The organism is Butyrivibrio sp. VCB2001 (assembly GCF_000423965.1).
Lineage (GTDB): Bacteria > Bacillota > Clostridia > Lachnospirales > Lachnospiraceae > Butyrivibrio.
This window is the reverse complement of sequence record NZ_AUIZ01000002.1, coordinates 155,659-178,087: the sequence shown is the minus strand read 5'-3', so window position 1 is coordinate 178,087 and position 22,429 is coordinate 155,659. Positions and strand designations below refer to the sequence as shown.

Annotated in this window: 17 protein-coding genes; 14 read left to right on the top strand and 3 right to left on the bottom strand. The window is 44.9% G+C overall.

All coding sequences use genetic code 11. The features are described from left to right. Positions 1–31: 31 nt before the first annotated feature. The gene (locus G589_RS0103550) at positions 32–754 is read right to left on the bottom strand and encodes an ion transporter (RefSeq protein WP_026521132.1); all 723 of its coding nucleotides are present in this window, start codon (positions 752–754) and stop codon (positions 32–34) included. Positions 755–1,165: 411 nt separating this feature from the next. Between G589_RS0103550 and cysK the strand changes: the two genes are divergently transcribed. Together cysK and G589_RS18770 are read left to right on the top strand one after the other, a co-directional pair. Next, on the top strand, positions 1,166–2,095 hold the full coding sequence (cysK, locus tag G589_RS0103545) for a cysteine synthase A (RefSeq protein WP_026521131.1): 930 nt from the start codon (positions 1,166–1,168) through the stop codon (positions 2,093–2,095). 116 nt (positions 2,096–2,211) lie between these two features. Beyond that, positions 2,212–3,717 carry an alanine/glycine:cation symporter family protein gene (locus G589_RS18770; RefSeq protein WP_022769709.1) on the top strand — a complete coding sequence of 502 codons (1,506 nt, stop codon included), beginning with the start codon at positions 2,212–2,214 and terminating at the stop codon, positions 3,715–3,717. Here the strand turns inward: G589_RS18770 and G589_RS0103535 are convergent. Continuing rightward, positions 3,695–4,354 carry a 4'-phosphopantetheinyl transferase family protein gene (locus G589_RS0103535; RefSeq protein WP_026521130.1) on the bottom strand — a complete coding sequence of 220 codons (660 nt, stop codon included), beginning with the start codon at positions 4,352–4,354 and terminating at the stop codon, positions 3,695–3,697. The genes G589_RS18770 and G589_RS0103535 overlap by 23 nt on opposite strands. 81 nt (positions 4,355–4,435) lie before the next feature. On the opposite strand from G589_RS0103535, the gene G589_RS0103530 reads away from it, so the two are divergent. From G589_RS0103530 to G589_RS20895, 10 genes are all read left to right on the top strand, one after another. After that, positions 4,436–5,140, top strand: coding sequence for a LytR/AlgR family response regulator transcription factor (locus tag G589_RS0103530; RefSeq protein WP_026521129.1), 705 nt, complete (start codon positions 4,436–4,438; stop codon positions 5,138–5,140). Position 5,141: 1 nt separating this feature from the next. Next, positions 5,142–6,452, top strand: coding sequence for an ATP-binding protein (locus G589_RS0103525; RefSeq protein ID WP_026521128.1), 1,311 nt, complete (start codon positions 5,142–5,144; stop codon positions 6,450–6,452). Beyond that, a complete protein-coding gene (locus G589_RS0103520; protein WP_026521127.1) occupies positions 6,449–7,573 on the top strand; it encodes a GGDEF domain-containing protein in 1,125 nt (374 codons plus the stop codon). The genes G589_RS0103525 and G589_RS0103520 overlap by 4 nt, the downstream gene beginning before the upstream one ends. Before the next feature lie 98 nt (positions 7,574–7,671). Further along, the gene (locus tag G589_RS0103515) at positions 7,672–10,092 is read left to right on the top strand and encodes a glycoside hydrolase family 3 C-terminal domain-containing protein (protein WP_026521126.1); all 2,421 of its coding nucleotides are present in this window, start codon (positions 7,672–7,674) and stop codon (positions 10,090–10,092) included. A gap of 13 nt (positions 10,093–10,105) precedes the next feature. Continuing rightward, on the top strand, positions 10,106–10,660 hold the full coding sequence (locus G589_RS0103510; RefSeq protein ID WP_026521125.1) for a GtrA family protein: 555 nt from the start codon (positions 10,106–10,108) through the stop codon (positions 10,658–10,660). Positions 10,661–10,698: 38 nt separating this feature from the next. Then, the gene (locus tag G589_RS0103505; RefSeq protein WP_026521124.1) at positions 10,699–13,638 is read left to right on the top strand and encodes a glycoside hydrolase family 3 protein; all 2,940 of its coding nucleotides are present in this window, start codon (positions 10,699–10,701) and stop codon (positions 13,636–13,638) included. An 83-nt stretch (positions 13,639–13,721) separates the two neighbouring features. Beyond that, on the top strand, positions 13,722–15,995 hold the full coding sequence (locus G589_RS18765; RefSeq protein ID WP_051192159.1) for a DUF3160 domain-containing protein: 2,274 nt from the start codon (positions 13,722–13,724) through the stop codon (positions 15,993–15,995). Then, the gene (locus G589_RS20900; RefSeq protein ID WP_051192158.1) at positions 15,995–17,446 is read left to right on the top strand and encodes a CapA family protein; all 1,452 of its coding nucleotides are present in this window, start codon (positions 15,995–15,997) and stop codon (positions 17,444–17,446) included. Before G589_RS18765 ends, G589_RS20900 begins: the two co-directional genes overlap by 1 nt. Positions 17,447–17,467: 21 nt before the next feature. Continuing rightward, positions 17,468–19,234 (top strand): alpha-amylase family glycosyl hydrolase, encoded by a 1,767-nt coding sequence (locus tag G589_RS18755; protein ID WP_051192157.1) that lies wholly within the window; start codon positions 17,468–17,470, stop codon positions 19,232–19,234. A 166-nt stretch (positions 19,235–19,400) separates the two neighbouring features. Further along, the gene (locus tag G589_RS20895) at positions 19,401–20,495 is read left to right on the top strand and encodes an ankyrin repeat domain-containing protein (RefSeq protein ID WP_051192156.1); all 1,095 of its coding nucleotides are present in this window, start codon (positions 19,401–19,403) and stop codon (positions 20,493–20,495) included. 59 nt (positions 20,496–20,554) lie between these two features. Here G589_RS20895 and G589_RS0103480 read toward each other — a convergent pair whose 3' ends face one another. Further along, entirely contained in the window at positions 20,555–21,064 is a 510-nt protein-coding gene (locus G589_RS0103480; protein ID WP_196811842.1) for a type 1 glutamine amidotransferase domain-containing protein, read from the bottom strand. A 68-nt stretch (positions 21,065–21,132) separates the two neighbouring features. Here G589_RS0103480 and G589_RS18745 point away from each other — a divergent pair, with 68 nt between their 5' ends. Both G589_RS18745 and G589_RS0103470 read left to right on the top strand, forming a co-directional pair. Further along, entirely contained in the window at positions 21,133–21,888 is a 756-nt protein-coding gene (locus G589_RS18745; RefSeq protein WP_051192155.1) for an HAD family hydrolase, read from the top strand. Then, a complete protein-coding gene (locus G589_RS0103470) occupies positions 21,885–22,427 on the top strand; it encodes a VanZ family protein (RefSeq protein WP_026521122.1) in 543 nt (180 codons plus the stop codon). Before G589_RS18745 ends, G589_RS0103470 begins: the two co-directional genes overlap by 4 nt. Positions 22,428–22,429: the final 2 nt, after the last annotated feature.

The window sequence follows — 22,429 nt, the reverse complement described above, 5'->3', positions numbered from 1 at the left end:
CCTATTAAAAGTTTATTGATAGTGTGTTGTTTCAAGGATTCTTTTTTCTGAATTCTTCGAGTTCATTCTGGTATCCAGCAATTATTATTCCTGCTGGTAATGCCACTATAGCGATTCCGAGTACAGCAGAAATCATAGTTATAAATTTGCCAACAGAGCTTGTGGCATAAACGTCACCATATCCAACTGTCGTTAATGAAATCGTAGCCCAGTATATGGCATCATACATAGTAGGAAACGTCTCTGGTTCTGCATTGAAGATAACTAATGCGGAAATCAAGACATATGCGATGGCAAATCCGCATACAACAATAAGGCTGTCTTTCTGCTTTTTAAAGACGTTCACTATCATTGTAATGTTCTTTGAATATCTAAATGCTTTAAATATTCTAAAGACTTTAAATGTTCTCATCAATCTAAAAATCTTTAGTAAGCGGAAACCTCTTCTTAGTACAGTAACAGAAGGTAATATAGACAATAAATCAATTAATGCCATAACTGTAAACGGATAGAGTAGGAATGAAATTGCACCTCTTTTAATCTTTAGGTCGGCTGTCAGCAATCGCAAAATGTAATCCGCTATGAAAACTATAACTGTTATTTTATCAATGATGAAGAATACTCTAGTTTCTTCATGTGACCACAAAGGTATGATGCTAATAATGATTGTAGCCATCATAAAAAAGTCATACGCGCGACTGAGTTTATCATTTTCTTCACCGATTTCAATTATTTGAAATAGACGTTCTCTCATACATATACCTCTTGCTATCTTTCTTAGAAATATTATATCAACTAATTACACGTTAATATATGCTGTACTGTACGCTGATTGAAGTGTTTATAAATGCTATATATAAATGGCATTATCATATTACAAGGACATATACCCAATATATTCTCTATTTTGAAATGTTCGTAAATTACAGCATTGATAAACTTATTTTTTATAGGTAGCAATTATCAACTGGTTATTTAATAACTCAATAGAATCATTTTATACATTGATTTTTACACGGTAAGACAGTAGACTTATAAAAGTGTAAATTTCTGTTCTTAATGTGTTTTGTAAAAATAATGGATTTATTACAAACTATTGATTTTGGTTAAAGAATCTATGGCGTCAGCTTTTTTATAGGTATTTGTTGGAAGGAGAAGCGCTCAAATGGTTTATGAGAACGTACTTGATGCAGTCGGGAATACTCCGCTGGTTAAGCTTGGAAGAATGGCAGGAGAGGACAGCGCCGAGATACTGGTTAAGTTTGAGGGAACCAATATCGGCGGATCCATCAAGACCAGAACTGCTCTTAACATGATATTAGAGGCTGAGAAACAGGGCCTTATACATAAGGATACGATAATTATTGAGCCTACCAGTGGCAATCAGGGAATCGGCCTTGCGCTGGTTGGAACGGTTAGAGGCTATAAGACCATAATCATCATGCCCGACTCTGTCAGCGAGGAGAGAAGAAAGCTCATTAAGCATTACGGCGCTGAGGTTGTTCTTATCCATGACGACGGAGATATAGGCAAATGCATAGACGAGTGCCTTAAGACTGCTCTTAAGATGCGCGATGAGAATCCAAAGGTCTTTGTACCTCAGCAGTTTGAAAATCCCAACAATACCCTTGCACACAAGAACGGTACAGCTCTTGAGATCCTTGAGCAGGCAGATAGACCTATCCACGGCTTCTGCTCAGGAATCGGCACCGGTGGAACCCTCACAGGTATCGGTGAAGTGTTAAAAGACAAATACCCGGATATCGAGATCTGGGCTGCCGAGCCTGAAAACGCTGCGATCCTTGCAGGTGGCAACATTGGAACCCACATGCAGATGGGCATCGGAGACGGCATTATTCCCGATATCTTAAATCAGTCTATTATTGACCACATCTGTGTTGTGACTGATGATGAAGCCATCAATACATCCAAGGACCTGGCAAGGCTTGAGGGATTTATGTGCGGAATATCCAGCGGAACCAATGTGGCAGCAGCCATGAAACTTGCTAAAAAGCTTGGCCCCGGCAAGACAGTAGTGACCGTGTTACCAGATACGGCAGAAAGATATTTCTCCACACCACTATTTGATGATTAATTAAAAATCTTTATTGCTTTAATGCAGTGCAGTATGATATACTATCTCAAAACAAAGGCGTTTCGATTCATTTCGTGCGCCTTTTTGCTTTATCGTGGCTTTAGGAGGAGATGTATATGGGCAATTTACTAAGTAACGTTGAGAACGTCAACAATGCTGTAAACGGTTTTGTCTGGGGACTTCCCATGCTGATTCTGCTTGTAGGAACCGGCATCCTTATGACAATTCTTACAAAGGTATTCCAGATCTCACATTTTAAGCACTGGATCAGGAGTACTATCGGTGGAATCTTCAAGGATAAGCATGTCACAGCCCACACAGGCAAAGATGACACGCAGATCTCTCAGTTCCAGAGTCTTTGTACCGCGCTTGCAGCAACCATCGGAACAGGTAATATCGCCGGTGTTGCAGCGGCTATTCTTTCAGGTGGTCCCGGAGCGATCTTCTGGATGTGGATCGTAGCATTCTTCGGAATGATGACCAACTTCTCTGAAAATGTCCTTGGTATTTACTATAGAAGAAGGAACGAGCGCAATGAGTGGTGCGGAGGCGCCATGTACTACCTTAAGTACGGCCTTGGCTCCAAGAAAGGCTTTGGCCATATCGGTGCTGCGTTGGCAGTTATGTTTAGCTTGTTCTGTGTGATTGCTTCCTTTGGTATCGGCAACATGAGCCAGATCAACTCAATTGCGGTCAACATGAATTCTGCCTTTGGAATTCCGCACGTCTTCACAGGTGCACTCCTTATGGCACTGGCAGGCCTCGTTATCGTAGGCGGTCTTAAAAGAATCGCATCCGTAACCGAGAGACTGGTGCCTTTCATGGCAGTTATTTATCTGGTCTGCACAATCGTTATCATTGTTCTCAACTTTGATAAGGCAGGTGCTGTATTTGCATCAATTATAAAAGGCGCCTTCGGCATGAGAGCAGTTGGCGGCGGAATCGTAGGAAGCGGAGTTGCTTATGCTATGCAGTGGGGAATGAAGCGTGGCGTATTCTCAAACGAAGCAGGTCTTGGATCTTCCGTTATGGTTCACTCCTCTTCAAACGTAAGAGAGCCTGTAGTTCAGGGAATGTGGGGCATCTTCGAGGTGTTTGCAGACACCATCATCGTATGTTCACTTACAGCTTTCGCGGTTCTTTCCAGCGGACTTGTTAATCTCGATACAGGTGAAGTTATTTCCGATGCAGTATCAACAGCACTTGTTGCAGAGGCATTCTCAACAGTATACGGTCGTGCCGGAGCAGCATTTATTGCCATTGCGATCCTGTTCTTTGCTTTCTCAACTGTACTTGGCTGGAGCCAGTACGGAAGCAAGGCTTTTGAGTATCTCTTTGGTACCAGGTCAGCCAAGATCTATCAGCTGATATTCGTAATCTTCATCATGGTTGGTGCAACCATGGACCTTACACTTGCCTGGGATCTTTCAGATACCTTCAATGGAATGATGGCAATTCCAAACCTTATAGGTGTTCTTGCTCTTTCGGGAACAGTAATGAAGATAACACAGAACTATGTTGACAGAAAAATAAAAGGAAAGCACGTTAAACCCATGCTTTCCGCAGTAGATGAGATTCAGGAACTTCACGAAGAAGAACTCAAAATGGCTTCAGGAGAGTAAAATCTTCGTACTCTGAACAGATAGTTATCTGATAATCATTGATTTCATACGGCATTAGATTAAGCGCCTCACAGTCGCACGCGGCTGATGAGGCCTTTATTTTGCCGTTTTCAAGCCTCAAAAGAATGTTCTTTGGACTTAGGGAGATTCCCTTTCCGCAGTGTTTCATGATGCTCTCTTTGACGGTCCAGAGCCTCGTGTAGACTTTGTCTTTATCACTTTCGCTCTCCATCAGCTCTTTTGCCAGATCCTGATCCTGTGGCATAAATACGTAATTGACAAGGCTTTCCTTAAAGTGCTTGACCTTCTCGATATCCACGCCAATCTCCTTATCAGAAATGCCAAGGCAGACCACCTCACCAGAGTGGGATATGTTGAAAAAGACATCTCTCATCCCTTTAATTCGTGGCTTCTCATTCTCTAATAGCTCTATTTCATAGCTGCTGATGCCTGCATCTGTCATGGCTGTATCCAGTAAAATTCCAGCCCCAAGAGATAACAGCTTAGATCTATGAGGTTTGATGGCATCTATTTTTCTCTTCCTGAAATCAGGCATCTTATCATACCAGAGATCAAACTGCGCCTGATCCTCAAGTATATCTATATTCATAATGTATAATGTGTTTTCTATCTTCATAATACACACATTATAGCAATAGAAATGAAGAATGCAAAAATAGTGTATAATAATTCGTAACAGAGACAGGAGAGATTACAGATGATAAATCTTGCAATCGTAGAGGACGAGGATTCCTATGCTGAGCAGCTTATCGAGTTTGTGAATAAGTATCAGCAGGAGAGCGGTAATTATTTCAAGATCACCAGGTTTAAGGACGGAGATGAGATAACAAACGGCTATAAGGGTCAGTTTGATATCATTCTCATGGACATAGAGATGAAGCTCATGGATGGCATGACGGCGGCGGAGGAGATCAGAAAGCTTGATCAGAACGTGGTCATCATGTTTATCACCAACATGACTAACTATGCCATAAGAGGGTATCAGGTTGACGCCCTTGACTATGTCCTTAAGCCCGTGAGTTACTTTGCTTTTTCGCAGAAACTCGACAGAGCGCTAGGCAGAGTCAAAAAAGAGGATTCCAACATCATTTCAATAGAGATGTCCTCCGGCGTAAAAAAGCTTGATATCGACAATATCTTTTATATAGAGAGCCAGGGACATAACTTAAATTTCTACACCGGGGCAGGAGAGTTTACCATAAGAGCCAAGCTCTCGGACTTTGAGCAGCAGCTTGCACCCTACAATTTCTTCAGGAGCAACAAGGGGTATCTGGTGAACCTAAAGTATGTGGACGGCGTTGAGAAGGGTGCGTGCATCATAGCAGGTAAGCAGCTTCTTATCAGCCGCGCCAGGAAAAACGACTTCATGGCGGCGCTGACGGATTACATGGCAGGATCATAATATGGAAAATTATTATCAGGATATACCAAGACTATACACAGCCATAGCAGAGTGGCTGGCCTGTTTTATATATTGCCTTGTCCTTAAACGCAAGGTGAGCAGGAACAAATTTATATTGATCTCAGTAATTGCACTTGTTGTGCAGTCTCTTTTTCTCGTGTTTACAAAAGACCTTCCGCTGTTCATGTGGGTCCCCTGCATGCTGATGGCTGTGTTTTTTATGTTCGTATTCATGTACAGCGTCTGCGAGGACACGGTAAATGTCATTGGTTATTACTGCGCAAGAGCTTTCCTTCTGGCAGAGCTTGCTGCGTCCCTTGAATGGCAGCTGGCATGCTTTTTTGCAAGGATCAATGACTCGCAGATACTTCAGATCATCATCCTCGTTGCTGTGTATGCCTTTGTATTTATCTGGGCACTTCACATGGAGAAGAGCATTACGAGGGGAATCTTCCAGCTGGAGATAAACACCCACGAACTGTTAGCAGCAGTGGTCATCGCTGCGGCTATCTTTGCATTCAGTAACCTCAGCTTCATTTTCTCAAATACTCCGTTTTCTGCAGGTGTAGCTGCGGATGTATTCTACATAAGGACGCTGGTTGATGTTGCGGGAATCATGATCCTCTACGTTTATCAGAGCCGTATCTGTGAGCTCCTTGCGGAAAAAGAGCTGAGTAACATCCACTCAATGTTAAAGGCCCAGTACGATAAGTACAGAAACTACCAGACCACCTTTGACATGATCAACGTCAAGTACCACGACCTTAAGCACCAGATCGCGGGACTGCGTGCGGAGATGAGCGATGAACAGCGCCAGAAGTGGATTGATGACATGGAGCAGGAGCTTGAGTCCTACAGCCCTGAGCTTGAGACAGGAAACAGCGTTCTGGATACGCTGATTGCAGGTAAGATGATGAACTGCAGGGCTAACAACATCAAGGTGACCTGTGTTGCGGATGGCAATATCCTGGATTTCATGCACGTGGCAGATATATGTACGATATTCGGAAATGCCCTTGATAACGCCATTGAGAGCGTATCGCTCATAGAGGATCCGGAAAAGAGACTCATTCATTTGTCAGTGTCTACGAAGAAGAATTTTGTTATAATACAGATAAATAACTATTGCGAAAATCAGATAAAGATCAAGAATGGTTACCCTGTGACAACAAAAGCCGATAAAACAAGTCACGGTTTTGGGTTAAAGAGTATACGTTATACTGTCGATAAATATCATGGAACTGTAACTTTTGACGTAAACAAGAATTGGTTTGAGCTTAAAATACTAATACCTCGCGGAGGCACTTTATGAATATAGGAGCTGTAGCAACATCTGATTTTATGGGCTTTATACTGCTCATTGCTCTTCTTATCAGCAGCAAGATCAGAAGGACCGATGACAAACACCCGGAATTCAAGCTATATACCGTAATAGCTATTCTTACCATGGTGGCCTGTGTCGTTGACTTTATTTCATTTTATGTGGATGGGATAAATAAACCCGGCATGAGGCTGGTCAATATTCTGACCAATACGTTTTGTTTTGCGGCGAATCCTCTTTTTGTTGCTTCCTGGTGCCTTTATGAGGATCTTAAGCTATACCGTTCCATGACCAGGGTAAAAAAGATTTATACCTACGCCTTTATTCCGGCAGTAATTATGGTACTTATAGCAATTGTCAACATGTTCGTGCCGATCATCTTCAGGATTGATGAGCAGAATGTTTACAGCAGGCTTCCCTTTAGTTATGTGTACTATATTGTAGATATCGGATATGTTCTTTTCAGTATCTTTATTTATAAGGGCTATGAGAGAAGATACGGAAAGATCAGGTTTTTCCCTCTTTATCTTATGATCGGTCCAATAGTTTTGGGCTGTGCCATTCAGGTGGTTATTTACGGGGTATCACTGATGTGGATATCCACAGCTGTCGGACTTACAGCAATCTATATGTCCATTCAGAACGAGTTTTCATATCTTGATAAGCTTACAGGTCTTTACAACAGAGCTTATCTTGATTATTTGCTTGAGACCAGCACAAGGGAGAAAAACAACCTTGGCGGAATCATGATCGATGTGGACTATTTTAAACAGATCAATGATACCTACGGACATTCCTATGGTGATGAGGCACTTATAGATGTGGCAAGAATCATTACTTTCGGAAAGCCTGACAAGGCAGTTGCTCTGCGATTTGCCGGAGATGAGTTTATAATTCTTATCAAGGGAGTCTCGGAGAAACAGCTTCAGAGCATTATCACCAGCATCAGGGACGAGTTAAAACTTTTCAATGAAACTGAGGAGAGAAGATATAAGCTCTCATTATCTCTTGGGGGCAGCATTTATGAGCCGGCTCACGACTCCATCGATAACTTCCTAAAGCGCATGGATGACGCCATGTATGAGGAAAAGAAGGAAAAACATTCCAGATAATTTAATTACCGTTCATGACAAAAATCGTACCGTTTGTGACAAAAACGGCACGATTTTTTTTGCGTGCTAGGATAAAGTCATGAGAAAGGAGTAAGATCGTGAAACATCAGGACATTATCTCAAAAATGACAATAGAAGAGAAGGCAGCTTTCCTTAGCGGAAAGGGCGAGTGGGAGACAAGAGATTTTGAAAGAGTAGGAATTCCTTCAATCTTTTGTTCAGACGGACCTCACGGTATCAGAAAGCAGGCCGGAGCGGGAGACCATCTTGGACTTAACGAGTCACTTCCTGCCACATGCTTCCCTACAGCAGCCACAATTGCAAACAGCTGGGACGAGGACTTGGGCGAAACCCTTGGTGATGCACTGGGAGAAGAGGCTATGGCACTGGGCGTGAACGTTCTTTTGGGACCCGGTCTTAATATAAAGAGAAGTCCTCTCTGCGGAAGGAACTTCGAATATTTCTCAGAGGATCCGTACCTTGCAGGCAAGATGGCAGCTTCCTATGTGAGAGGAATCCAGTCACAAGGCGTATATGCCTGCCCCAAGCACTTTGCGGTAAATTCACAGGAGCTTCGCCGAATGGCAATGAACTCCGTTGTGGATGAAAGAACCTTAAGAGAGATATACCTCACAGGCTTTGAAATAGCAGTTAAAGAGGGCGGCGCTAAGACAATCATGTCGGCTTACAACGAGGTCAACGGCACCTACGCCAATGAGAATAAGCATCTGTTAAAAGAGATCCTCAGAGATGAGTGGGGATTTGACGGAATCGTAATTACCGACTGGGGTGCAAGTAATGACCACGCACTCGGAGTTGCAGCAGGTTCAAACCTCGAGATGCCAAATCCGGGTCTTGATTCAGCAAGAGAGCTTGTTGCAGCAGTAAGTTCCGGCAAGATTTCGGAAAAAGACCTTGATGAGAGAGTAGATGAACTCCTGGATGCAGTTATTACTCTATCTGCAAATGCAAAGGGCAGAAAAGAAGATTTTGATAAGAATGCACATCACAATATCGCCAGAAGGGCAGCAGCTGAGAGCGCAATCCTGTTAAAGAACGAAGACAGTATTCTTCCTCTTAAGAAGGGAGCCAAGGTTGCAATAATAGGTGACTTCGCCTTTGTTCCAAGATATCAGGGAGCCGGATCTTCACTTGTTAATCCAACCAGGGTTGAGACCATTTCAGAGATGGTTAAAGGCTATGATCTCCAGGTTGTGGGCATGAGCCGCGGATATTCAAGGAGCGGAGAAGAGGATGCACAGACCAAAAAAGAAGCTCTTGATCTTGCTTCAAGAGCTGACATAGTTCTTTTCTTCTTTGGACTTAATGAAAACTCAGAATCTGAGGGAATGGACAGAACTCATATGAGAATTCCTCAGAATCAGATAAATCTTCTTCAGGAACTTGGACAGGTCAATTCAAACCTCGTAGGTGTTATCAGTGCAGGCTCAGCAATCGAGATGCCCTGGCACCACTACTTCAAGGCGCTTCTCCACTGTTACTTAAACGGACAGGCTGGAGCGGGAGCTACTCTGGATATCCTTACAGGAGCGGTCAATCCCTCCGGCAAGCTCTCAGAGACAATACCGAGAAGACATGAGGATACACCTGCTTACCGCTACTATCCAAGCCAGGAGAGGAACTCAGAGTACAGAGAGAGTCTTTACGTAGGCTACAGATACTATGACACAGCTGATGTTCCTGTGCTTTATCCTTTTGGCTTCGGACTCTCATACACGAGCTTCTTATATACAGACATTACAGCAGATGAAAGCGGAGTGTCTTTTACCTTGACAAACACAGGTGATAAGGACGGAGCAGAAGTAGCACAGCTCTATGTATCCCTTCCGGACGGAAAGGTCTTCAGACCTGCAAAAGAGCTAAAGGGTTTTAAGAAAGTTTATTTGAAAGCCGGTGAAAGTCAGAAGGTCACAATCTCTTTTGACGATAAATCATTCCGCTATTACAACGTAAAGACCGGTAAATGGGAAGTTGAAGGCGGAAAGTACAGGGTGATGATAGGAAGCAGCAGTGCAGACATAAGAGCATGCGCTGATGTCGAGATCAAGGGAACAACGCTGGATTACCCTTACGATAAAGAGAAGATGGCTGCCTACTACTCAGGAAAGATCGAGAATGTTAAGGACTCCGAATTTGAGGAGCTTCTTGGTAGACCGATACCTGATGGAAAGTGGAGCGGAGAGCTCACAAGGAACGATGCTCTGTGCCAGATGTATTACGCAAAGAGCGGACTTGCGAGATTTGCTTATGGGCGCCTGACAGCCATGAAGAAAAAGGCTGACGAAAAAGGTATCCCTGATCTGAACACTCTTTTCATCTATAACATGCCTTTCAGGGCAATGGCCAAGATGACAGGCGGAGCCGTTAGCATGGAGATGGTGGACGGAATCGTAAATCTTGTGAACGGACACTTCTTTAAGGGACTTGGAGCCGTAATAGGCGGATACTTTAGAAACAGCAAGAAGAACAAAGCCTATGAGGCAAAGATGAAAAAGTAAGGGGATTAAAGAAATGAAATTTTGGAATGATTTTGCTACAAAGCATCCTGCCGTAGCCAAGTGGGTAAGAGAGGGCGGACTCTTCGTTATCGTAAGTAACGCCATCACGGTATTTAAGTACCTGCTGCTCACGTTCCTGCCGGCTGCATTTGCTTTTCTTGGGAATCGCAGCTTTGGCTGGCCGGGAATTCCGCTGACACTCTTCGGAGAGACTTTCCAGTGGAATATCCTGGGATACGACCAGGCTCATGGCGGACTTGCTTACTTCACAGCTTACATGATCGCAATGATCATCGGAGAGTGTATAAATTTCCCTATCCAGAAGCTCTTCGTGTTTAGAAATCACGACAAGCCGGGAAAGCAGATTGCATGGTATGTGCTGGCATTTATCGTTATAACCTGCATAGTAAATTCCATCAACTGCATCTGGGTAGCTGTTGCAGGAAAGTTCGTTCCTGCATGGGTTTACAATATCGGAACTACGGTTTTAAACGGCGGAGTGTCGATGGTGGTATTCTTCTTTGTTAACAAGATAATATTCCCTGAGACACCAAAGAGCGCCGAGTAAAATAACAAGCTTTTTTTAATGGGAAGGAGAAAAAGAATATGTTACAAATCAACATTGCGGACGTCATTGCAGTACTTAACACAATGATCCCACAGCTGGTGATTATCGGTGTGGTACTTGTCGCAGCAATCATCTGCACGATCGCAGCAATCAAGATCAAGAAGCCTTTGAAGGGCTTCGTAAGAAAGCAGGCATGGCTTGTATTTCTTTTGACACTGGTACTTGTTGTTACCAATATCTTACTTGTACCTATGTATTCCATGGTAAACATGGCAATGGGCGGCGGAAAGATTTCCGAGGAGTCCTCTGAGCAGGCAAAAGAGCTCTGCACACAGATCGCAGAGGAGGGAATAGTTCTTTTAAAGAATGATTCCGCAGCACTTCCTCTTGCATCAGGAACAAAGGTAAATGTATTCGGATGGTCTTCAACCAATCCTATCTACGGCGGAACTGGTTCAGGAGCGCTCTCAGCAGCATATCCTACAGTTGATTTCCTTCAGGGACTTACAGATGCAGGAATCGAGTACAACCAGGAACTCGTAGATTTCTACAAGGGCTGGAGAGATTCAAGACCTTCAGTTGGAATGATGGGTCAGGACTGGACAATTCCGGAACCTACAATTGATGAGTATGGGGACCTCTTTACATCAGCAAAAGACTATTCTGACACAGCAATCTTCTTCATCGCCCGTTCAGGTGGTGAGGGCGCCGATCTTCCTGTAAACTACGACGGCGTTGACACATATAACTATGATCCAAACAGCTGGTTCGGAGGAACAGGAACACGTTACTCAGAGCAAGCTGATGACCTTGATGCAAACAAGTCATACCTTGAACTCTCAAACAGAGAGAAGGCTCTTCTTGACAAGGTTACATCAGATTACAGCAAGGTTATTGTTATCGTAAATTCAGCTAACGCTATGGAGCTTGGCTTTGTAAATGACTACTCACAGATCAAGTCAGTTATCTACTGCCCGGGTACAGGTCAGACAGGTTTTGACGGACTTGGAGAGATCCTTGCAGGTCAGGTAAATCCTTCAGGTAAGACAGCAGATACATTCGTTGCTGACCTTCATGCAACACCTACAGCCAACAACTTTGGCGACTTTGATTACACAAACATGACAGAATTCGGATATGAGAACATGTTCGCTGAGGGCGGAATGGCTTATCCTACATTCGTTAACTACGTAGAGGGTATCTATGTTGGATACAGATTCTACGAGACAGCTTTTGCTGAGGCAGAGGCAGGCAACATGGAGTTTGATTATGACAGCGCTGTTGTATATCCTTTCGGATACGGCCTTTCATACACAACCTTCACTCAGGAGATGGGTCCTGTAAACAACGACGGCAAGACAGTTTCTTTTGACGTAACAGTTACAAACACAGGCAGCGTTGCAGGTAAGGACGTAGTTGAAGTTTACTACAATCCTCCTTATACAAACGGCGGAATTGAGAAGTCAGCAGCAAACCTTATTGCATTTGAGAAGACAGACCTTCTTGAGGCAGGAGCTTCTCAGACTGTAAATATCTCTTTTGCCCTTGAAGATATGGCTTCCTATGACACATACGGTGAGGGATGCTACGTACTTGAGGCAGGAGACTACGAGATCTCAATCAACACAGATGCTCACAACAAGATCGCAAGTGAGAACGTAACAGTAGATACAAAGGTTGTTTACGACGAGTCAAACAAGCGTGAATCTGACTTCGTTGCAGCAACAAACCAGTTCGGATTTGCTGAGGGAGATTCATTTACATATCTCTCAAGAGCAGACGGATTTGCAAACTATGATGAGGCAACTGCAGCACCTGCAACAACTGAGATGTCAGATGCTTACAAGGCTACATACTTTAACGAGACAAACTATGATCCTACTGCATACAACAACGATGCAGATGTAATGCCTACAACAGGCGCTAAGAACGGAGTTAAGCTTAAAGACCTCCGCGGCGTAGATTATGATGATCCTAAGTGGGATTCACTGCTTGATGAGCTCACCGTATCAGAGATGAACACCCTTATCGCACTCGGCGGATATGAGACATCAGCAGTTGATTCTATAGACAAAGTCATGACTTATGACTGTGATGGACCTGCTTCCATCAACAACAACTTCACAAGCCAGGGTTCAATCGGATTCCCTGCAGCAGTAATGATCGCTTGCACATGGAATAAGGATCTTGCTTATGCATTCGGTGATTCAATCGGACAGATGGCTGACGAAATGGATGTTTCCGGTTGGTATGCACCTGCTACCAACACACACAGAAGCGCTTTTGCAGGACGTAACTTCGAGTACTACTCAGAGGACGGCGTTCTTGCAGGCTGGATGTGCGCTAAGGCAGTAGACGGAGCAAGAGCTCACGGTGTTTACTCATACGTTAAGCACTTTGCAACCAACGATCAGGAGACCAACAGAACAGGCTTCCTTTGCACATGGCTCAACGAGCAGTCACTTCGTGAAGTTTACCTTAAGTCCTTCGAGATCGCATTCAAGAAGGCAAACCCTGCAGCAACCATGGTAGCTTTCAACAACATCGGAACAGTTCCCGCTGAGGCTTGCTCAGAGCTCCTTAACACAGTACTTCGTGGCGAGTGGGGCTTCAGAGGTCTTGCAGAGACTGACTACTTCGGTGGCTACGGTTACCAGGATTCAGACAGAATGATCAGAAACGGCTGTGACCTGATGCTTGCTACATACGAGACACCTCAGTCAACAGTTACAGATCAGACTTCTGCTACATCAGTTATTGCCATGAGACAGGCTTCCAAGAACATTCTCTACACTGTTGTTAACAGCCGCGCTTATGACAAGAACATCAGCACAGGACTTCCTACATGGGTTAAGATCCTCTATGCTGTAGATGCACTTCTTCTTGCTCTGATCGCCTTCCTTGAGTACAAGGCAATCAAGAAGTACCTTGCCAAGAAGAAAGAGATGGCTTCTGAGAGCGTAAGCGCAGAAGTATAAAACAAAGATAATTATTCCAGAACTCCCCGGGTTTTACCGGGGAGTTTTTTTGGTTATAATGTGGTAGAGGAGGAAAGTGTATTATGAAAAGACGTGTACTTTCGATGCTATTATCTATGACCATGCTGTGCACTGCATGCGGAGCAGCAGGGAACAGCGCAAATGAGCAGCCCGGGGGACAGGATCAGGCGGCGCAGGAAGCAAGTGAGGATGCAAACAGCGCAGCACAGGCTGACACATCTGCTGATACCCAGCAGAGCGATTCTTCAAGCACTGCAGCAATCGGTAAACTTCCATCCCTTCTTGGAGATGAGGAGGAGATATATTACGATGAGGCTTTGGTTCCAAGCGTGGAGCCATATACGATCGCTCCGGATTTTTCAAATGTAACCTATCATCCGGATTATGCATATCTGTTTGAACCTCAGTACAAATCTGAGTGGAATGATCCGACGCTCCTTAGGGATGCGCTTGTAAAGAACGGCTTTGCTATAAAAAATCAGAGCGGAGCTGATGAATTCTACGAGATTTATGAGGACAATCGTTATTTCTTTTTCCCAAACTTTGTAACTGTAGATTCTCTGATGCATACTTATCACCTGTACTTTGCACATCTGATGAAGAACACGGAGAAAGACTATCTTGCTGACAAGCTCAAAGAGCTCAGCGCCCAGATGCTTGCAAAGAGCACAGAGCAGTACAATGCCTTAAAGGGCACAAAGTGGGAGAATGCAGCACTTAGGAACTTAGAGCTCTTTTACGTAGGAGCATACCTTCAGGATGAGACTGTAGCTGCTCCTGTAGATGACGCGGATTTCGCAGCAGCGGTCAAAGCTGAGATTGACAAGATCAATGGCGCCGAGGCTATTGATGACTGCGTTGTTTCGGGTCTTAAGGAGGACTACACCCAGTACAAGCCAAGGGGCTACTACGAAGGCGATGAGCAACTTGAGAAATACTTTAAGGCCATGATGTGGTACGGTCGCATCCCTATGGCACTTGATGACGAGGATATGGTCAGAAGCGCATGCCTTATAAGCAGCGCCCTTGCAAGCGATGATGAGGCCTGGAAGAGCATTTACTCAGTTACATCCTTCTTTGCCGGCGCATCAGACGATCCCGGATACGACCAGTTTTCAGCAGTAATCGAGCAGTGCTACGGCTCAGTGCCTGATGCTGCGACCCTTTCTTCAGACGATGCGGCTTTTGCAAAGGTCTTTTTGGCAGCAAAAGAGCTTGATCCTCCAGCAGTGAATTCCGTTCCCGTCATGGAAGGTGATGATCCCGTGATCCCATCTTTCCGTTTCATGGGCCAGAGATTTACTGTGGATGCAGCGATCATGCAAAAGCTAATCTTCAGCGCGGTAAAAGAAAACTCAAACGGCGATAGAAGATATCTGCCCGATACCCTGGATACCGCTGCAGCACTCGGCTCCGACCAGGCTGTTGCAATCTTAAAAGAGCAGGGCGCATATGAATTTGAGAATTACGAGAAGAACATGAACGCTGCCACAGAGCACTTTAACAACGAAGATCCCAAGATCTGGAACAACAGTCTCTATGCAGGCTGGCTGAATACCTTAAGACCTCTGTTTGAGTCTAAGGGCGAGGGCTATCCTATGTTCATGCAGAGTGCTGAGTGGGATAAAAGAAATCTCGAGTGCTTTGCTGGTTCATTTGCAGAGCTCAAGCACGACACCATCCTCTACTCAAAGTCAGTAATGGCTGAGATGGGCGGCGGATACGACACTCCACCGGATGACAGAGGATATGTTGATCCTGAGCCCAAAATCTACAGCAGATTCATCTTCCTTTCAAACAATACCTTAAAAGGCCTTGCAAACCTTGGAATGCTCAGCGAGAGAGATGAGGATAATCTTAACCGTCTCTCAGAGATTGCCCAGAGGCTCCTTGAGATTTCAGAAAAAGAGCTAAAGGCTGAGGCCCTCACAGATGATGACTACGAGTGGATTAGAAACTACGGCGGATATATCGAGCACTTCTGGAATGAGGTAAATAACCCTGATGATACTCAGGAGCAGGTTTACCCGGAGAACGTGCCATGTCCTGTTATTGCTGATATTGCAACTGACCCCAACGGAAGCATCCTTGAAGTCGGAACAGGCTACGCTCAGACCATGTACGTGGTATTCCCTATCGATGGCGAACTCCACGTTGGAAGCGGAAGTGTTTACAGCTTCTACCAGTTTGAAGCACCTATGTCCGACAGAATGACCGACACTGAGTGGCGTCAGATCTTAAAGGGCGGATATGTCGATGATAACTGGGATTGGGTTGAAACAGAGCCTGCACCGGACCAGCCTGAGTGGACTCAGAGCTACAGAGTAGGAGAATAATGGAGAGGCCGGCATCTATTAAAAACCGGAAAAAGATATTGTGGCTGCTACTGCTCATCGGAGCAGTGGCGGCCTTTTGCTGTTTATTTGCTCTAAACTATATCCCGGGCGGCTTTACCTGGCAGGAGAAGAGGTTAGAGCTCGCAGACCAAAAGACCCTTCTGCTCTCGGGAAAAGAGCTGACTCTGACATCAGCAGATGGCAGAACCCTCTATAAGTCCGATGATGGCTACAAAGTCCAGGACGCCTTTGTAACTGACCTTGACGGAGACGGTGATGAGGAGCTGATAGCTCTTTTGTGGAAAAGAGGCAGATTCGGCCCTGCAAGACCCTACTGGATCACATCCGATGTAAAGAACTACAGCCAGCACATCTTCATCTATGATATAAATAAAGACGGGAGCGTTACCCAGAAGTGGTGCGCATCTGACATTGGCCCTCTGGTTGTCAGGATGAAGGTCATGGAGAAGAACAGCGCTTTTCTCCTGACGGAGGATGTTAACGACAAAGCCTGCCTTTGGAACTGGCAGTCCTTTGGCCTTAAGAACATGGATAACACGGTGAGCTTTGCCTGCTTTGGTGATAATATAATCCATGAGGATATCTATCTTTACGGCGAGAGCGTAGCAGGCGGCAATTACGACTTTTTGTACAAGCCTTTTGAAAAAGACATTAAGGAGGCTGATGTTTCTGTGATCCAGCTTGAAACCATGCTGGTGGACAAGGCATCTGCTGTTGGAGGGTACCCTTCCTTCGGGACTCCTATTGGTGTCGGAAGAGCCATAGCCGATGCGGGCTTTGATGTGGCAACCTGCGCAAACAACCACAGCATGGACCGTGGGCTGTATGGTATCGATGTGACGACAGGTTTTTTGCAGCAAAATAACATTACCTGCGTTGGGCTGCACAGCGCCTATGATTCCGATAACAGGGCTTATAAGATCATCACCAGGAACGGCATGAATATTGCGCTGTTCGGATATACTTATGGTATCAACGAGCAGGGGAATGAGAATGATTTCTCTTTCCTACTCAATAACTTTCCGGAGGGAGAGGAGCAGGAAAAAGAGTTTGTGGAAGAACTTAAGAGTGCCAGAGACGAAGCGGATTTCGTCATTGTATTTGCCCATTGGGGACAGGAGTATGAAAAGGAGCCAAATGACTATCAGAAGCACATGGCACAGCTCATGGCTGAGGGCGGCGTCGATGTGGTGGTGGGTTCTCATCCCCACGTGGTGCAGCCTGTAGAGACAGTGAAAAGACCTGACGGCGGAAACATGCTTGTTTACTACAGCCTTGGCAATTTCAGAGCGGGTCAGGCATTTAGCGAGGACACTAAAACCGGGGCGGAAGCTCTTTTTACAATTGAGCACTGCTATGATGGGGTAAGACTTGCCGGTTATGAGATAAAAGAGATTGACGCATATTGGAAAGATGCTTTGGATAAATAGTGACAGTAGGAGGAGTTTGAGATGTCTTTTAACAAAAAAGTGATATCCCTGGGAGTTGCCGTGGTTCTTGCTGCGGCGGTTGTGGCTGCAGGAATTAGGGGCGGAAAAATCGGTTTGAAAAATGCCGAGGAACACGCAGATGTGCAGAGCACTGAGAGCATAGCGCAGAGCGCAGAGGGGACTGCGAATGTGCTGCCTGTAAATGTGATTGACGATAAGTTCAGGACCACTTATGAGGTTTTTGTGTATTCCTTTAGCGACAGCGACGGGGACGGCGTCGGAGACCTGCAGGGACTCATAAATAAGCTGGACTATATTAGTGATGGAGACCCGGCCACAGATACGGACCTTGGGTGCAACGAGATATGGCTCATGCCAATTTCGCCATCGCCTACATATCACAAGTATGATGTGACCGATTATAAGGATATCGACCCGGAGTATGGCACCATGGAGGACTTTGATGAGCTTATAAAGGCCTGCCACGACAGGGGAATCCGGGTTATCATCGATCAGGTTTATAACCATTCATCTGTTGAGCATCCCTGGTTTAAAGACGCAGCGGAGTTTTTGAAAGATCACCCCGGAATCACGTTTGAGAATGGCAATTATAGTGCTTCGTTTTACATAGACTGCCCAAAGCTGTCCTACTACAACTTTGCAAACGAGCAGCTTGCAGGCTATGAGCCACTTCCGGGAACGGAGTATTTCTATGAGGCAAGATTCTGGTCGGGAATGCCGGATCTTAATCTGGATAGTGATGCTGTTAGAAGAGAAATCGCAGATATCACGGGATTCTGGCTGGAGCATGGTGTGGACGGCTTCAGGCTTGATGCTGTGACCTACTACTACACGGGAAATGATTCTGCAAATATAGATTTTATGGCATGGCTCAATGATACGGTGAAGTCTGTAAATCCCGATGCCTACATCGTTGCTGAGGCATGGACCAATTCTGCAACATATCACAAGTATTATGCCAGCGGAATCGACAGCTTCTTTGACTTTGACTATGCGGGAAGTGAAGGCGTTATCGCAGGTGTGGCAAGGGGTACAGCTCCGGCTTCGAGGTACGGAGAAGCTCTTGAGATCACCCAGAAAGCACTTGAAGCAAACGGCCCGGGAACAGCCATTGATGCACCTTTCTTTGTAAATCATGACATGGCAAGAAGTGCCGGTTACTTCACGGGAAAAGGCTCCGAGGACAAGCTAAAGCTCTCCTGGGGACTTAACCTTCTGATGCCAGGAAATGCGTTCATATACTATGGCGAGGAGCTTGGAATGAAGGGCTCCGGCAAAGATGAGAATAAGAGGGCGCCCATGTACTGGACTGAAGACTCCGGCGCAGAGGGCATGTGCAAGGGTCCCAAGGCCATGGACTACTTTAAGATGAAATATCCGGCAGCAGATGAGCAGTATGATGATCCTGCTTCTATCTATAACTACGTTAAGGCAGCCATCAAGGCGCGCAACACCTTCCCGGCAATCGCAAGGGGAGAGACCACTACTTTGTCTGAGATTTCCGATAGTGACATCTGTGCGTTCTTAAGGACTCTTGAGGCAGATGCTGAAGGCAGATGGGAAGATCAGAATCTGCTTGTGGTCATCAACTCTTCTGATGAGGAGAGAACTGTGGATCTGTCGATGTCTGCAGCTCTCAAAGATGCTGTTGGGGCAGCTTCGCTACCCGGCATCGCTTATCAGCTTACAACCGGGGAGGATTGGTGCTCTATTGAGAATGATATGATTGTGCTGCCTGCTTACGGCATTGCAATCATTGAGTATTGAAACTCATAAAAACAGACGTTAGATTTATGAGTCACTGGGGACGTTTCACTTTGACTCAAAATGAGTCAAAGTGAAACGTCCCCAGTGACTCATTTATTGCAACATTTTTCTATTGCTATGTGTTATAAAGATGAAGAGAAATTTTGAATACTGAAAGGTATGGATAATGGATAAAGAGATAGTCAAGGAGATGCGAGCAGCCATTAAGGCAGCCGATCTGGATCATATCAGAGAAATGATAGATAAGCATGCAGGGATACTGGATGAGGTAACAATCTTCGGTACTTTTTTAGCTGATGCAGCAAGTACCGGCCCAATAGAGTCTGTCAGGTTTTTGGTAGAAGCAGGAGCTGATATAAATAAAATAGGAGGCTATCACGAAAGTGGGCCTTTGACTGTTGCAGCGTTTGATGGGCGTCTCGATGTCGTCAGATATTTATTTGAACATGGTGCAATATTGGATGTCAGCTCTTTTTCCACAAATCCTCTGTTTGGAGCCATATATAATGGACACACCGAGGTTGCTAAATTCCTGGTGGAAAATGGAATCGACCTTACAGCAACATATCCAATTGCAAACATAGACGAGTGTGATGCCTACGAATATGCCAGAATGTATGGAAAAACAGAAATAGCAGAATATTTAAAAGATATTATGGGTAAGCTTGACATGGTAAAAGAGCCTGATCCGGATGAAGAGGAGAGCCCATATGCAGACGGAGTAGAGCCGATATTTCCATATGATTCTTTTGAAAAAGATCTGTATGATGAGGTTTGCAAATGCTTGAGAAATCATGGCGATAATAAGGATATTTATGCTGTCTCTATCAGCTATTGGCCCGAATTTACCACGTTTATCGGTGTCGCATTAAATACGAATTCGAATCTTAAGAGCATGCCTTCGAAGGATGAGTCCGAATACATGTATTACAAATACTGCGAGGAAGAATGGGCAATAGGCGAAGAGTTCAAAGGTCTGTCAAAAGAGCTTGTTGATTATTACAATGCTTTGAAGCAGTGGACATCGGATGATGATGATCTGTGGGAAAAGACATATGATGATCATGTAAAAGGAATCATCGAGATATGCAAAAGAGTTTTGCTGAAAGTTAAGCAGTCTCCGGAATATGCTTTATATCCGTCTTTGAATCTTAATGTGTATGTCAGGGAATTCTTCTCAGAAGAGGAGGAGATAGCAATATTCAAAGAGCTTAACACTGAGCAGGCTGTACATGAATATGAAAGGTTTTTGTACGGCTAATAAGGACGTTTCACTTTGACTCATTTTGAGTCAAAGTGAAACGTCCCCGGTGACTCACTTCAAGACCTGTTAAGTACCTCAACCAAAGCGCTCATATATTCCGGGATATCCGGCGGCCTTCTGGCAGACACCATGTTATCATCGACGACAACAGGCTGGTCAAGCCAGATTGCACCAGCATGAGTCAGGTCATCCTTAATGCCTGGAGTACTGGTAACTTTTCTGCCCTGAAGAACCTCGGCAGATGCCAGAACCCAGCCGGCATGACAGATCTGACCTATGAGTTTGTTATCGCGGTTCATGTTCCTTACAATTTCAAGCACTTTGGGGAAACGGCGAAGCTTATCGGGAGCCCAGCCTCCGGGAACCAATACTCCGTCATAATCCGCATCGTTTATATCGTTAAAAGACATTGTGACTTCGCAGGGTACACCGTATTTTCCGTGGTACATTCCGGGCTTTTCCGCAACAAGATCCACGATGCAGCCTTCTTCCCTAAGTCTCATGACAGGACACCACAACTCAAGGTCTTCGAAATCGTCGCTAACAAGCTGTATGATTTTCTTCATTCGCATATCCTCCTGCAAAGTTTTTTAACAAATATATTGTAACATAGTAAGAATATAGAGGAAGTAAAATGATAACAGATAATTACATCTTTGACCTATACGGCACGCTGATAGATATACACACCGACGAACAGGCACCTGAGCTCTGGGAGGCAGTGTGTGATCATATTGCAAAAGAGCTTTCGCAGTACATAACAGCATCAAACAAAGCTATACTCACAGACCCTGCAAAACTCAAAGAGGTCTTTTTCGAAATGGACAGACAGGAGCGCGTAGCACTAAGTAAGCGCCTTGGCACGGAGCACCCTGAGATCCGTATCGAGTGGGTATGGGAGAGACTGCTTTCAGACAAGCCTGAAGACAGGGTAAGACCAAAGGCAGAGCATGTGCCGCTTCCCATCTACGAGTTTGAAGATGCGGATGAAACCGTAGCTCCGATGCATCTGGTAAGACTTGGCAATTTCTTTCGCCGCACGTCCAGAGATGTCTTCAGACTCTACCCGGATACCCTGAAAATGTTGCAATCCCTAAAGCGCAAAGGTAAGAAGATATTCCTTCTCTCCAACGCACAGCGCATTTTCACCAGGGAGGAAATCCTTGAGCTGGGCATAGCGGAACTCTTTGACGACCTGTTTATGTCCTCGGACAAACTCATCATGAAGCCGGATACAAAATACATGCAGATGCTCCTTGATAAACACAACCTCGATAAGGCAAAATGTGTTATGATAGGAAACGAAATCGGCAGTGATATAAAGATTGCCGACGATATGGGAATGGAGAGTATCCTGGTCACAGACGGGGATTTTAGTAAGATATTATGAAGTACTTTTTGTTGTATATTAAGCAGACCCTGAGGTTTGTTTTAAAGCCGCTGTCCTTTGTACCTGCCATCATAATGATGCTGGTGATATACAGCTTCTCGGCGCAGGAAGGGGATCAGAGCTCACAGCTTAGTTACGAAGTGGGAGTGAGGGTCTTGACGATCGCAAATGAGACTCTGGACAAGGGCTGGAGTCAGGAACGCATCGAGCAGATGTCTGAAAAGGGACAGTTCTATATAAGAAAAACAGCGCACTTTACGGAGTATTTTCTACTGGCTGTATCGGTTGCATTTCCCCTTTATGTATATGGGGTCAGGGGATTGTGGCTTTTGTTTTCGGCAGGAATCTTCTGCGTGGGCTATGCCTGTCTTGATGAATATCACCAATCCTTTGTGGCGGGAAGGAGCCCCGGAAAGCGTGATATTTTCATCGACAGCATGGGCGTTTTCTTTGGGATAATAGTTACGAGAATAATCGGTTGGACCGGCAGGATGACCATTTTCAGGCCGCTTTCAAACCATAAAAATGAAAAAGGGTGATA